13 protein-coding genes are annotated in these 12,390 nt (G+C 71.3%); 10 read left to right on the forward strand and 3 right to left on the reverse strand.

Features of this window, described 5'->3' with window-relative positions:
* Positions 1-45: 45 nt before the first annotated feature.
* The 3 genes from ABH935_RS21760 to ABH935_RS21770 all read right to left on the reverse strand — a co-directional run bounded on the left by ABH935_RS21760 (position 46) and on the right by ABH935_RS21770 (position 2,733).
* The gene (locus tag ABH935_RS21760; RefSeq protein WP_370379752.1) at positions 46-1,299 is read right to left on the reverse strand and encodes an ATP-binding protein; all 1,254 of its coding nucleotides are present in this window, start codon (positions 1,297-1,299) and stop codon (positions 46-48) included.
* Entirely contained in the window at positions 1,296-2,132 is an 837-nt protein-coding gene (locus ABH935_RS21765; RefSeq protein ID WP_370379753.1) for a response regulator transcription factor, read from the reverse strand. The genes ABH935_RS21760 and ABH935_RS21765 overlap by 4 nt, the downstream gene beginning before the upstream one ends.
* Before the next feature lie 94 nt (positions 2,133-2,226).
* Positions 2,227-2,733, reverse strand: a complete 507-nt coding sequence (locus tag ABH935_RS21770) for a tetratricopeptide repeat protein (RefSeq protein ID WP_370379754.1) — start codon at positions 2,731-2,733, stop codon at positions 2,227-2,229.
* Positions 2,734-2,833: 100 nt separating this feature from the next.
* Between ABH935_RS21770 and pgi the strand changes: the two genes are divergently transcribed.
* From pgi to rph, 10 genes are all read left to right on the forward strand, one after another.
* A complete protein-coding gene (gene pgi, locus ABH935_RS21775) occupies positions 2,834-4,471 on the forward strand; it encodes a glucose-6-phosphate isomerase (RefSeq protein WP_370379755.1) in 1,638 nt (545 codons plus the stop codon).
* 209 nt (positions 4,472-4,680) lie between these two features.
* Complete coding sequence (locus ABH935_RS21780; RefSeq protein WP_317623733.1) at positions 4,681-4,779, forward strand: putative leader peptide; 99 nt, start codon at positions 4,681-4,683, stop codon at positions 4,777-4,779.
* A gap of 121 nt (positions 4,780-4,900) precedes the next feature.
* Positions 4,901-5,173, forward strand: a complete 273-nt coding sequence (locus ABH935_RS21785) for a MoaD/ThiS family protein (protein ID WP_370379756.1) — start codon at positions 4,901-4,903, stop codon at positions 5,171-5,173.
* Positions 5,174-5,209: 36 nt separating this feature from the next.
* Positions 5,210-6,157: a PLP-dependent cysteine synthase family protein gene (locus ABH935_RS21790; protein ID WP_370353885.1), complete on the forward strand. Its 948-nt coding sequence runs from the start codon at positions 5,210-5,212 to the stop codon at positions 6,155-6,157.
* Positions 6,158-6,414: 257 nt separating this feature from the next.
* Positions 6,415-7,563, forward strand: a complete 1,149-nt coding sequence (locus ABH935_RS21795) for a hypothetical protein (RefSeq protein ID WP_370379757.1) — start codon at positions 6,415-6,417, stop codon at positions 7,561-7,563.
* A gap of 112 nt (positions 7,564-7,675) precedes the next feature.
* On the forward strand, positions 7,676-8,629 hold the full coding sequence (locus ABH935_RS21800; RefSeq protein WP_370379927.1) for a 3-methyladenine DNA glycosylase: 954 nt from the start codon (positions 7,676-7,678) through the stop codon (positions 8,627-8,629).
* Positions 8,630-9,278: 649 nt separating this feature from the next.
* Positions 9,279-10,169 carry a glutamate racemase gene (gene murI, locus ABH935_RS21805; RefSeq protein WP_370379758.1) on the forward strand — a complete coding sequence of 297 codons (891 nt, stop codon included), beginning with the start codon at positions 9,279-9,281 and terminating at the stop codon, positions 10,167-10,169.
* A complete protein-coding gene (locus tag ABH935_RS21810) occupies positions 10,166-10,939 on the forward strand; it encodes an MBL fold metallo-hydrolase (RefSeq protein WP_370379759.1) in 774 nt (257 codons plus the stop codon). The genes murI and ABH935_RS21810 overlap by 4 nt, the downstream gene beginning before the upstream one ends.
* A gap of 43 nt (positions 10,940-10,982) precedes the next feature.
* Complete coding sequence (locus tag ABH935_RS21815) at positions 10,983-11,474, forward strand: indole-3-glycerol phosphate synthase (protein ID WP_370379760.1); 492 nt, start codon at positions 10,983-10,985, stop codon at positions 11,472-11,474.
* 151 nt (positions 11,475-11,625) lie between these two features.
* Positions 11,626-12,357 (forward strand): ribonuclease PH, encoded by a 732-nt coding sequence (gene rph / locus ABH935_RS21820; RefSeq protein ID WP_370379761.1) that lies wholly within the window; start codon positions 11,626-11,628, stop codon positions 12,355-12,357.
* The last annotated feature ends 33 nt before the right edge of the window (positions 12,358-12,390 follow it).

The raw sequence follows: 12,390 nt of genomic DNA on the forward strand, positions 1-12,390 counted from the left end.
TTCACACCCGGGCCGCACATTAGTGCGTTGTGCTCACCGGTCCGGTTACGGCAGATCGACGCGGATGACACATCCGGGTTGCGCGCCGACGGCTACCGGATGGCCGGACGCGGCGGCGGCGCCGTGCCGGGAGTCGGCCGGGCCGCCCGGAGCACCGGTATTGCCGAGATTGCCGAGATTGCCGGGACCGTCGTGATCGTCGGGACCGCCGACGGGCGCCGGCACGACCGGCTCGGCCACCGAGATCCGTCCGCCGTGCAGATCCACCACCCAGCGCGCGATCGCCAGCCCGAGCCCGGTGCCGCCGTCCGCGGCCTGCCGCGAGCCGCGGTCGAACCGGTCGAAGACCCGCACCCGCTCGCCCTGCGGGATGCCGGGGCCCTGGTCGCACACCTCGACGCGGACGCCGCCCTCCTCCAGCCGCCGGGCCCGCAGCGTCACCTTGCCGCCGGGCGGGGAGTGCCGGACCGCGTTGTCCAGCAGATTGGCGGCGACCTGGTGCAGGCGCTCGCGGTCGGCGCGCACGGTGAGCTCGGCCGGGACCACGTCCACGACCGTGTAGGGGCGCCGGTCGGCGGCGTCCCGGGTCAGCATCGAGACCGTGGCCTCGCGGGCCACGGTGGCCAGGAACTCCTCCAGCGCCACGTCCTCGCGGTCCAGCTCGACCGCCCCGGCGTCGATCCGCGACAGGTCCAGCAGGGTGCTGACCAGCCGGCCCAGCCGCTCGGCCTGCTCCAGCGCGAGCCGCATGGTCGGCGGGTCCGGCTCGGTGACGCCGTCCACGACGTTCTCCAGCACCGCGCGCAGCGCCGAGATCGGCGTGCGCAGCTCGTGCGAGACGTTCGCGATCAGCTCCTTGCGCTGCCGGTCCACCGCCTCCAGGTCGGCGGCCATCAGGTTGAACGCGGTCGCCAGCTGCCCGACCTCGTCCCGGGAGTTGGAGGTGGTGACGCGGCGGCTGTAGTCGCCGCGGGCGATGCGCGAGACGGCGTCGGCCATCGAGCGCAGCGGGCTGGTCATGCCGTGCGCCAGGATCTGCGTGACGCCCAGCGACAGGATCACCGCGACGCTGACCACGTACCGGGCCTGGATGCCGGCCGAGACCCCGATCGCGGTGAACACGCCGACCACCGACACCGAGGCCACGACCAGCACGCCGAGCTTGACCTTGATGCTGTGGAAGCGGTCCAGCGGGCGCACTTCGCGAGCGCGGTCCACGACGGTGCCGCCGACCTTGCGCGAGGCGGCGTTCAAGGTGGTGACCCGGGTGCCGAAGCGCAGTGAGACGCGGGAGTTCATCGTCCGGCCGCCTCCAGGCTGGTGTCGCCGAGGACCGGCTCGGCCTCCAGCGCGTAGCCGACGCCGTGGACCGTGCGGATCCAGTCCGCGCCGATCTTGCGGCGCACGGCCTTCACATGGCTGTCCACGGTGCGGGTGCCAGAGGCGTCCAGCCAGTCCCACACCTCGGCCAGCAGTTTCTCCCGGGTGAGCACGGTGCGCGGCTGGCCGGCCAGGCAGGCGAGCAGGTCGAACTCGGTGGGGGTCAGGTGCGCCTCGTCCTGCGAGCGCCCGGCCCCGACCCGCACCCGGCGCTGCGCCGGGTCGATCTCCAGCATCCGCGCGCCGGCGCTGGTGCCGATGGCCATGAAGCGCAGCGGCCGCGGGGTGCGGACGGCGGCGGCCGTGCCCGGCCCGAACCCGGTCCCGATGGGGATGAGTTTGCCGCCGCCGGCGCCCTCGACGCCGCCGCCGGCCCCGAGCTCCGCGGCGCGCTCTACCCGCCGCAGCAGCGCGTGCACCCGCGCGATCAGCTCCCGCATGGAGAACGGCTTGGTCAGGTAGTCGTCGGCGCCGGTGCGCAGGCCCTCGATCAGGTCGCTCTCGTCGTCGCGGGCGGTGACCATGAGCACCGGGACGGCCCGCTCGGCCTGGATCCGGCGGCACACCTCCAGGCCGTCGAAGCCGGGCAGCATGACGTCCAGCACGATCAGGTCCGGCAGGTGCTCCTGAGCCGTGCGCACCGCCGCCGGGCCGTCGCCGGCCAGGTGCGTGGCGAAGCCTTCGGCGCGCAGGCGGGCCGCGATCGCCTCGGCGAGGGTCGGTTCGTCCTCGACGACGAGAATGCTGGTCACCGGTTCAGCATAGGCACGTGTCGACCCGGTACCGGCGTGATCACCGAACGCGCACAGTTTCGGCACAGGGGCTGTTCCGACCTGCGCGATCTTGCTACTCGACGGCGTCGAGGTCCGTCGCGTAGTGCTCGATGGCGCGGCGGTAGCGCTGGATCCCGGGGTCCGAGCTTGTTGCCGCGAGCACTTCCAGGAGTGTCCGCATCGCGTCGTGATGCTCACCAACGTTGTAGAGCGCCATCGCGCAGAACGTCCGCAGCGCATTGTCTTCGGGGAACTCCACGATCCCGCGCCGGAACACCTCGACCGCCTCCGGATACCGTCCCAGCCCTCGCAGGGTGCTGCCGTACCCGAGCAGCGCCCCGCGCTTGTCGTCCCCCGACAGTCCCTGGCCGGCGAGTGCGCGCTCGTAGAACGGCACCGCCTCGACCTCCAGGCCGAGCACGTCGTGGACCCACGCGGTCTGATACGCCACCTCGGCGTCCGCCGGGAACTCGGCGCTCAGGACGACCAGCAGCTGCCGCGCCTGCTCGGGTTCCCCGGCGGTGCGCAGGGCCACGGCCTCGGCCAAGCGCGCGTCCCGGTCCTCGTCGATGATCGTCATAACCGCCGGACCCTACCCGTTCACCTCGCCGCCCACGCTTCCGTGCGGGTGCGGCGATAGGGTTTTGATGCCGATACAGCACGTCGCTAGGAGGACGCCGATGACCGAGAAACTCACCGATCTGCCGCAGTGGAAGGCGCTGGAGGCGCACCACGCGGAGTTCGACCGGGTGAACCTGCGCGAGCTGTTCAACACCGACCCGGGCCGCGCCGAGCGCTTCTTCGCGCAGGCCGGGGACCTGTCGGTGGACTACTCCAAGCAGCTGGTCACCGACGAGACCCTGCGGCTGCTGCTGGACCTGGCGCGCGAGCGCGGGGTGTTCGAGCTGCGGGACCGGATGTTCCGCGGCGAGAAGATCAACCTCACCGAGGACCGCGCCGTGCTGCACGTCGCGCTGCGCGCCCCGGAGACCGAGCGCATCGAGGTCGACGGCGCCGACGTGGTGCCCGAGGTGCACGAGGTGCTGCACCGCATGGCCGCGTTCTCCGCCCGCGTGCGCGGCGGGGAGTGGACCGGCGCCACCGGCAAGCGCATCAAGACCGTCGTCAACATCGGCATCGGCGGCTCGGACCTGGGCCCGGCGATGGCCTACGAGGCGCTCAAGCCGTACAGCATGCGCGACATGCAGTTCCGCTTCGTCTCCAACGTCGACGGCGCCGACCTGTACGAGGCCACGCACGACCTGGACCCGGCCGAGACGCTGTTCATCGTCTCCTCCAAGACCTTCACCACGGTCGAGACCGTCACGAACGCCACCTCCGCGAAGAAGTGGCTGCTCGCAGGTCTTGGCGGCGACGAGTCCGCGGTCGCCAAGCACTTCGTCGCGGTGTCCACCAACGCCGAGGGCGTCTCCGCATTCGGCATCGACACCGACAACATGTTCGGGTTCTGGGACTGGGTCGGCGGCCGCTACTCCTACGACTCGGCCATCGGCCTGTCGCTGATGATCGCCATCGGCCCGGAGCGCTTCGAGGAGATGCTCCAGGGCTTCCACACCATCGACGAGCACTTCCGCACCGCGCCGCCGGAGCAGAACCTGCCGCTGCTGCTGGGCCTGATCGGTGTCTGGTACCGCAACTTCTGGGACGCGCAGACTCTCGCGGTCCTGCCGTACTCGCACTACCTCTCGAAGTTCACCGCGTACCTGCAGCAGCTGGACATGGAGTCCAACGGCAAGTCGACGCGGCGCGACGGCGAGCCGGTGCAGTGGGAGACCGGCCCGATCGTCTGGGGCACCCCCGGCACCAACGGCCAGCACGCCTACTACCAGCTGATCCACCAGGGCACCGCGCTGATCCCGGCCGACTTCATCGGCTTCGACCGGCCGATCGAGGGCACCGACCCGTTCGGCCAGCACGACGCCCTGATGGCGAACTTCTTCGCCCAGACCGAGGCCCTGGCCTTCGGCAAGACCCGTGAGCAGGTCGAGGCCGAGGGCGTGCCGGCCGCGCAGGTCCCGCACCGCACCTTCCGCGGCAACCACCCGACCACCACGGTCACCGCGCAGCGGCTGACCCCGGCGATCCTGGGCCAGCTGGTCGCGCTGTACGAGCACAAGGTGTTCGTCCAGGGCGCGGTCTGGGACATCGACTCCTTCGACCAGTGGGGCGTCGAGCTCGGCAAGGTGCTGGCGAAGAAGATCGTCCCCGAGCTGTCCACGGACGCGCCGCTGGAGCACGACTCCTCGACCAACGCCGCGATCGAGCGCTACCGCGCCGACCGCGTGCCGGGGGCGTGACGTCGGTCTCGGCCCGAGACGTGACCGGCGAACGGTGAGCGATGAATCCTGAACCGTGAGCCGTGAATCCCGCGACGGTGAACCGTGCGACGGGCCTGTCGGCGCCTTCTCCAGGGTGTCGGCGGGCCCGTCGGTTTCTCCCGGTAGGGGGTATCTCACCGCTCGGGAACAGGGGTCCACTGTCCGGCCGGGATGAATATCATGGGGGCATGCGTTCTCCCGGCATGGACCCGACGGTGCTGCTCGTCGCGCGCCGCCATGTCGACTTCGGCCGGCTGGCCAGCGCGCTGTGTCGCCGGGGCGCCTGAACCCGCGACCGCATCCGTTCCGCCGAGTCGGGCCGCCTTCGTCGCGCGCGACCTCCCCGCGGAGCCTCCCATACGCCCTGCTCGCCTGTTCCGCCCTTTTCCCACGAGGAGATGACCGGCCATGTCCGTCAACGTGTCGATCCCGACCATCCTGCGCACCTACACCGACGGCGCCAAGCGCGTCGAGGCCGAGGGCAGCACCCTCGCCGACCTGATCACCGACCTGGACGCCCGGCACCCCGGGCTCGGCGACCGGCTGCTGGACGCCGGCCAGCTGCGCCGGTTCGTCAACGTCTACAAGAACGACGAGGACGTGCGCTTCCTCGGCGGCCTGGAGACCCCGCTGGTCGACGGGGACGCCGTCACCGTGCTGCCCGCCGTCGCCGGCGGCTGAGGCCCGGGACGCGGGAAGAGCACGAGGGCGCCGACGATGCGCTACGACTCGCTCCTGGACTCCGTGGGCCACACCCCGCTCATCGGGCTGCCGCACCTCTCGCCGTCGCCGGAGGTGCGGCTGTGGGCCAAGCTGGAGGACCGCAACCCGACCGGCTCGGTCAAGGACCGCGTGGCCCTGGGGCTGATCGAGTCCGCCGAGAAGGAGGGCCGGCTCAAGCCCGGGGACACCATCCTGGAGCCGACCTCCGGCAACACCGGCATCGGCCTGGCGATGGTCGCCAAGCTCAAGGGCTACAAGCTGATCTGCGTCATGCCGGAGAACACCTCCGAGGAGCGCCGGCAGATCCTGCGCATGTACGGCGCCGAGATCATCTCCTCGAACGCCGCCGGCGGCTCCAACGAGGCGGTCCGGGTGGCCAAGGAACTGGCCGCCGAACACCCCGACTGGGTCATGCCCTACCAGTACGGCAACCCGGCCAACGCCCTGGCGCACTACCACGGCACCGGCCCGGAGCTGCTGGCCGACCTGCCCACGATCACGCACTTCGTGGCGGGCCTGGGCACCACCGGCACGCTGATGGGCGTCGGCCGCTACCTGCGCGAGCAGAAGCCGGACGTGCAGATCGTCGCCGCCGAGCCGCGCTACGACGAGCTGATCTACGGCCTGCGCAACCTCGACGAGGGCTTCGTCCCGGAGCTGTACGACGAGTCGGTGCTGACCACGCGCTTCTCGGTCGGCGCGCACGACGCGCTGCGGCGTACCCGGGAACTGCTGGCGGCCGAGGGCATCTTCGCGGGCATCTCCACCGGCTGCGCGCTGCACGCGGCGCTCGGCATCGCGCGCAAGGCCGTCGAGGCGGGGGAGGGCGCGGAGATCGCGTTCATCGTCGCCGACGGCGGGTGGAAGTACCTGTCCACCGGCGCTTACGAGGGGACGCTCGACGAGGCCGAGGATCGGATCGAGGGCCAGCTCTGGGCGTGATGAAGGGCTGGGCTTGATGAACGGCTGGGCCCGATGAACGGCTGGGCTTGACGTTCGGCTGGTCTTGATGAGCTTGAGGTGGCGGCGGCGCCGGCTTTTTCGGCCGGCGCCGCCGCTTTTTCGCTCTGTCAGATCGACTTCTTTCCCTGATCAACGATCTTGTCTCGACCCCCACGCGGTCCTCTGATCTGCGATAACGCTAGGATTCCCCCGCTCTTCAGCTTTCACGATCAAGCACGATCAAGGGTGGGAAACACATGCCCCGCAAGCAGATATGGTCCGGCGCCGTGCTGGCGGCCGTGGCCGCGTCCTCGCTCACCGGTTGCTCCCTGAAGGCGTCGGACGGCACGCCGCAGTCCTTCGCGCAGCTGTCCTCGCTCAGCGCCCAGGACGCGATCCAGGCCGCGACCCGCGCCGTCGCAGCGCACCCGAGCGCGAAGGTGCACACGGTGCTGGTAGCGCCGACCGCCACCGAGACCGACGACGTGGTGGCGACCTTCGACGGGCACCCGACGCTGCAGGGCACGATGGCGATGAGCTCCGGCGACCCGAGCGCGCAGCCGGCGCAGCCCCTCCCGCTGCGCTTCGCCGACGACGTGATGTACGTGCAGATGGGCGGCGACCCGCTGATGGCCGCGCAGATGAACGGCAAGCAGTGGATGAAGATGGACCTGCAGGCCATGGCCGCCGACCCGAACACCGCCAACTTCGGCGCCGACGTGCTGGAGAACACCTCCCCGAACAAGGGCCTGACCCTGCTGGCCGCCGCGCGGGACCTGCACGTGGTGGGCACCGAGCAGCACGCGGGCGTGCAGACGGTGCACTACTCCGGCGCCGTGGCCGGCGTGGACGCCACCGACCCGAACATCGCCGGCCGGACCGGCCTCACCCAGGACGGCGCCGACGTGGTCGGCAGCGCCCTGGCCCAGGGCGCGGTGACGAAGCTGGCGTACGACGTGTGGCTGCGGGCCGACGGGCTGCCGGTCGCGATGACGTTCACCGAGAGCACGTCGATCGGTTCGATGACCGGGGAGATCGATTACAGCGACTGGGGCACCAAGGTGGCGGTGACGCCGATCCCGGACAGCCAGAGCGCGGACTTCGTCGCGATCGTGAAGCAGGAGGAGGCCGCGGCGCAGGCTTCGCAGGACGGGAGCGGGACGCCGAGCGTGCCGACGAGCAGCTCGGGTGCGCCGTCCGCGCCGAGTGCTCCGGGCGCGCCGAGCACGCCCGGCACGCCGAGTGCTCCGAGTGCTCCGGCCACGCCGAGCACGCCGGGTACCCCGAGTGCTCCGGCCACCCCGAGCGTGCCGAGCGCCCCGACCCCGACCGGCCCGTCGAGCACCGGCCACGCCTCGCCGACGTCGACCGGCTCGTCGAGCAGCGCGTCCTCCTCTGCGGCCTAGCCGTCGCATGCCGCTGGGCCGAGCTGCAATACGCAGCTCGGCCCACATCGCTTTTCAGCCGGCATCACGATTCGGCCCTGCCCACCGCACCGGGTACCGTCGAAGCGTGAGCGTGGACCGGGCCGAGCAGCACATCACCCCACTCGTCCTCCCCGAATCCGTCTGGCGGGCCCGCGAGGCCGAGCACCACACCCGCGTCGCCGCCTGGACCGAGCCCCACCTGCGCCGCCGCGCCGGCAACGAGGCGCACCCGGTGATGGACTTCCTGTTCACGTACTACTCGCACCGCCCCGCGCGCCTCCTGCGCTGGCACCCCGGCATCGGCGTGACCCTGTCCGGCGACGCGGCCCGCGAGCGCCTGTCCTGGCGCGGCTACACCGAGACCCCCGACGGCGTCACCCTCGACCCCGCCGAGTTCACCGACGCCCGCCGCCGCACCGCCGAGTTCATCCGCGCGCTCCTCACCGCCACCGCCGCCCGCGAGCCCCGCCTGGCCTGCTTCGGCCTCCACGAGTGGGCCATGGTCTACCGCCAGGAGCCCGAGCGGGTGCGCCACTCGGCACGCCGCCTCCGCCTGGGCTCCCCAGGCACCGACCAGGTCGTCGAGACCCAGAACATCCGCTGCTCGCACTACGACGCCTACCGCTTCTTCACCCCCGAAGCCGAACCACTCAACACCCTGCGCCCCACCCGCGAACAGCAGATCGCCAACGAGCAGCCCGGCTGCCTCCACGCCGGCATGGACATCTACAAGTGGGCCTACAAACTGGACCCCTTCGTCCCCTCAGAACTGATCGCCGACTCCTTCGCCCTAGCCGCCGAGATCCGCGAGATGGACATGCGAGCCAGCCCCTACGACCTCGCCGAACTCGGCTACACCCCGATCGCCATCGAAACCCCACCCGGCCGCGCCGAGTACGCCGCGATGCAAGCCGACTTCGCCCGCCGCACCGCTCCCCTCCGCCACCGCCTGATCGAGGTCTGCGACACCCTGCTCGCCTGGCCCGCACCCGCCGAGGCCGCCGCCCCGGCCACCACTACCACTCCGGCCGCCGCCTCGGCCTAGACCGCCGCCCCCGCCACCACTCCGGCCGCCGCCTCGGCCACCACTCGGGCCGCTCCCTCGGCCTAGGCCGCCGCTCCTGCCACCAACTCCGGCCGCTGCACTCGCCAAGGCCGCCGCTCCTGCCGCCGCCTCGGCCTAGACCGCCGCCACCGCCACTACTCGGGCCGCAGCCTCGGCCTGGACCGCCGCCACCGCCACCGCTCGGGCCGCAGTCTCGGCCTGGACCGCCGCCCGCCACTAGTCCGGCCGCCGCCTCGGCCTGGACCGCCGCCCCGGCCACCACTCCGGCCGCAGCCTCGGCCTAGACCGCGCCCCGGCCACCACTCCGGCCTAGACCGCGCCCGACGCCGGTTCCATTTCCTCCGGCACTTCCGCCGCGCGCTTGCTTGTGCGTCCGTCGAGTCCGGCGCCCCTGCCGACCCCGCGCCTGCTTCTGCTTTGCGGTTCCCGCCGCCGCCTCCCCGGCAGCCACCATCCCGCCTCCTCCCCAGTGCAAATTTCCCCGCTCCGACCCCGCACCCCAGCCCCACCCCGCCTCCGCTCCGCCGCACGTCAAGCCAGCCGTGACCAAAAGCACCGCTGAGACAGTGGCCACATCCGCCGTCCCAATCGCCGACGCTCCGCGTGCGGAGCCGTACTCTTTTCCCTCATGGCCGCACCACTGCCTCCGTTCATCGACCCGGCATCCCGGGACGCGCCCATCGGCATCTTCGACTCCGGCTTCGGCGGGCTGACCGTCGTCCGGTCGTTGCTGGACCAGTTGCCGCACGAGGCCGTCAGTTACTTCGGCGACACCGCGCGCCAGCCCTATGGGCCGCGGCCCATCGCGCAGGTGCGTGCGTATGCGCTGGAGTGCATGGACAAGCTGGTCGAGTCCGGGGTGAAGATGCTCGTCATCGCGTGCAACTCGGCTTCCGGGGCGGTGTTGCGTGATGCCCGCGAGCGGTACGAGATCCCGGTGGTGGAGGTGATCCGGCCGGCTGTGCGGCTGGCCGTGGCCGCCACGCGGAACCAGCACGTCGGGGTGATCAGCACCCGGTCCACCCGGCGCTCGATGGCCTACGTCGACGCCTTCGCCGCCGCGCCGCAGATTGAGCTCACCACGCAGGAGTGCCCGCGGTTCGTGGAGTTCGTCGAGGCCGGGGAGACCGCCGGGGAGGAGCTGCTCAAGGTCGCGCACGAGTACCTCGACCCGGTCGCGCGGGCCGGCGTCGACACCCTGATCCTGGGCTGCACCCACTACCCCCTGCTCACCGGCGTCATCTCCTACGTCATGGGGGAGGACGTCATCCTGATCAACAGTGCCGAGGAGACCGCCAAGGACGTCTATCGCGTCCTGGCCGAGAACGCGCTGATGCGCCCTAGCGACCTCCCCGAACCCGTGCACAGCTTCACCACCACCGGCGATCCGGACCAGTTCCTGCAGATCGGGCAGCGCTTCCTCGGACCCGAGATCGGCCACGTCCACCAGGGGCTGCTCCCGGCCGCGACGCAAGACGCCACCGAACCTCGATATGCCACAGTTGCGGAGTCCTCATGAAGCTCACCGTGATCGGTTCCTCCGGCTCCTTCGGAGGGCCCGGCAACCCGTGTTCGAGCTACCTGGTCGAGCACGAGGGCCATCGGATCCTGCTCGACTTCGGCAACGGCGCGCTCGGCGAACTGCAGCGGTACGGCGACGTCTACGACCTGCAGGCTGTGATCCTGTCGCACCTGCACGCCGACCACTGCGTCGACATGTGCGGGTACTACGTCGCGCGCAAGTACCGGCCCGGCGGCGTGCCGCTGCCGTTGCTGCCGGTGTGGGGCCCGTCCGGAACCCGGGAGCGGATCGCCAAGGCCTACGACACCGACGACGCCGAGTGCGAGTCCGTCTTCGACTTCCGCAACGTGTTGGAGGGCGCTCCCGAGGGCGCGACCGGGAACAGTTTCGAGACCGGGCCCTTCACCGTCCGCGTGACGCGGGTCGACCACCCCGTCGAGGCCTACGCGATCCGTCTGGAGGCGGCCGGCCGCACCCTGGTCTACTCCGGCGACACCGGACCCTGCGAGGCCCTGGACCACCTGGCCAAGGGCGCCGATCTGCTGCTGGCCGAGGCCTCGTTCCAGGAGCCGCGCGACGACGGCCTGGTGGGCCTGCACCTCAACGGCCGCGAGGCCGGCGAGAGCGCGACCGCCGGCGGCGTCGGACGCCTGGTGCTGACCCACATCCCGCCGTGGACCGACGCCGAGCTCAACCTCACCGCGGCCCGGGCCGCCTACGACGGACCGGTGAATCTGGCCACGCCCGGCGCGGTGTTCCAGATCTGAGACCATGATGGGACCAACAGCAGCACCGGAAAGGACCCCGACCGTGCCGACCACCATGCTCATCGTCGAGAAGACGATCAACCAGCACGACCTGGAGTACGTCGTCGGCCTGCACGCCGACAACGTCGAGGAGGGCATGGCCGCGGAGAACTACGTCGTCGTGGTCCCGGTCGGCAAGGAGAACGGCAAAGTCCTGGCCACCCTCGACGACCTGGCGCTGGGCAACTTCAAGGGGGCCGAGGAGGACTCGCACGACGAGCCGCTGAACGAGGCGGTGGTGGCCGCCCGCGCGGTGCTGACCGCGACCGTCCAGGCCTTCCAGAACGCCGGCAAGCAGGCCGCCGGCGAGCTGCTGGCCGGGCCTCCGGTGGACGGCCTGAAGGAGATCGCGGCCAAGTACGTCGTGGACGAGATCATCGTGCTGACCGTGCCGCACCTGGTCGAGGAGTTCTTCCACCGGGACCTGGCCTCCCGGCTGCGCAAGGCCACCGACCTGCCGACACTGCGGCTGCTGGCGCACGTCCAGCTCGACTAGCTCGACTAGCTCGACTACCTCGACTACCTCGACCAGCTCGACCTGCGTCACCGGCCCGACCAGCACCGGCGCTGTCCGCCGCCCGCCCCCGCCAGCCGCGCGCCCCGCACCGCCGGCCGCGCCCGCCCCGGGGGTGGGCTAGGGTCTACACATGTCAGCAGCACGCGTCGACGGCCGCAAAGTAGGCCAGCTCCGTCCGGTCACCCTGACCCGCAAGTGGTCGATCCATCCCGAGGGCAGCGTCCTCGTCGAGTTCGGCCAGACCAAGGTGCTGTGCACCGCCAGCGTCACCGAAGGCGTCCCGCGCTGGCTGCGGGGCAGCGGCAAGGGCTGGGTCACCGCCGAGTACGCGATGCTGCCCCGGGCCACCAACACCCGCGGCGACCGCGAGTCGGTCAAGGGCAAGGTCGGCGGGCGCACCCAGGAGATCTCCCGGCTCATCGGGCGCGCGCTGCGCGCCGTGGTGGACACCAAGGCGCTGGGCGAGAACACCATCATCGTGGACTGCGACGTGCTGCAGGCCGACGGCGGCACCCGGACCGCGGCCATCACCGGCGCCTACGTGGCGCTGCAGGACGCGGTCACGTGGATGCGCGACAAGAAGATGATCAAGGCCACCAAGGAGCCGCTGACCGGCTCGGTGTCGGCGGTCAGCGTCGGCATCATCGACGGCGTGCCGATGCTCGACCTCTGCTACGAGGAAGACGTCCGCGCCGAGACCGACATGAACGTCGTGTGCACGGCCGACGGCAAGTTCGTCGAGGTGCAGGGCACCGCCGAGGGCGCCCCCTTCGACCGCGCCGAGCTGGACGCGCTGCTCGACCTGGCCGCGGCCGGCTGCCGCGAGCTGGCTTCACACCAGGTCAAGGCCCTGCTGAGCTGATAGCACGGCACCACCTCCTATATTGTTCGGCAG

Source organism: Catenulispora sp. GAS73, from assembly GCF_041262085.1.
Classification (GTDB): domain Bacteria; phylum Actinomycetota; class Actinomycetes; order Streptomycetales; family Catenulisporaceae; genus Catenulispora.

What these genes read in the sequence shown, in the direction of transcription:
- ABH935_RS21790 (WP_370353885.1), top strand. Translation starts at nt 5,210, where the DNA reads ATGCGCTACGACTCGCTCCTGGACTCCGTGGGCCACACCCCGCTCATC.
- murI (WP_370379758.1), top strand. Translation starts at nt 9,279, where the DNA reads ATGGCCGCACCACTGCCTCCGTTCATCGACCCGGCATCCCGGGACGCG.
- ABH935_RS21810 (WP_370379759.1), top strand. Translation starts at nt 10,166, where the DNA reads ATGAAGCTCACCGTGATCGGTTCCTCCGGCTCCTTCGGAGGGCCCGGC.
- rph (WP_370379761.1), top strand. Translation starts at nt 11,626, where the DNA reads ATGTCAGCAGCACGCGTCGACGGCCGCAAAGTAGGCCAGCTCCGTCCG.
- pgi (WP_370379755.1), top strand. Translation starts at nt 2,834, where the DNA reads ATGACCGAGAAACTCACCGATCTGCCGCAGTGGAAGGCGCTGGAGGCG.
- ABH935_RS21785 (WP_370379756.1), top strand. Translation starts at nt 4,901, where the DNA reads ATGTCCGTCAACGTGTCGATCCCGACCATCCTGCGCACCTACACCGAC.
- ABH935_RS21770 (WP_370379754.1), bottom strand. Translation starts at nt 2,733, where the DNA reads ATGACGATCATCGACGAGGACCGGGACGCGCGCTTGGCCGAGGCCGTG.
- ABH935_RS21780 (WP_317623733.1), top strand. Translation starts at nt 4,681, where the DNA reads ATGCGTTCTCCCGGCATGGACCCGACGGTGCTGCTCGTCGCGCGCCGC.
- ABH935_RS21760 (WP_370379752.1), bottom strand. Translation starts at nt 1,299, where the DNA reads ATGAACTCCCGCGTCTCACTGCGCTTCGGCACCCGGGTCACCACCTTG.
- ABH935_RS21795 (WP_370379757.1), top strand. Translation starts at nt 6,415, where the DNA reads ATGCCCCGCAAGCAGATATGGTCCGGCGCCGTGCTGGCGGCCGTGGCC.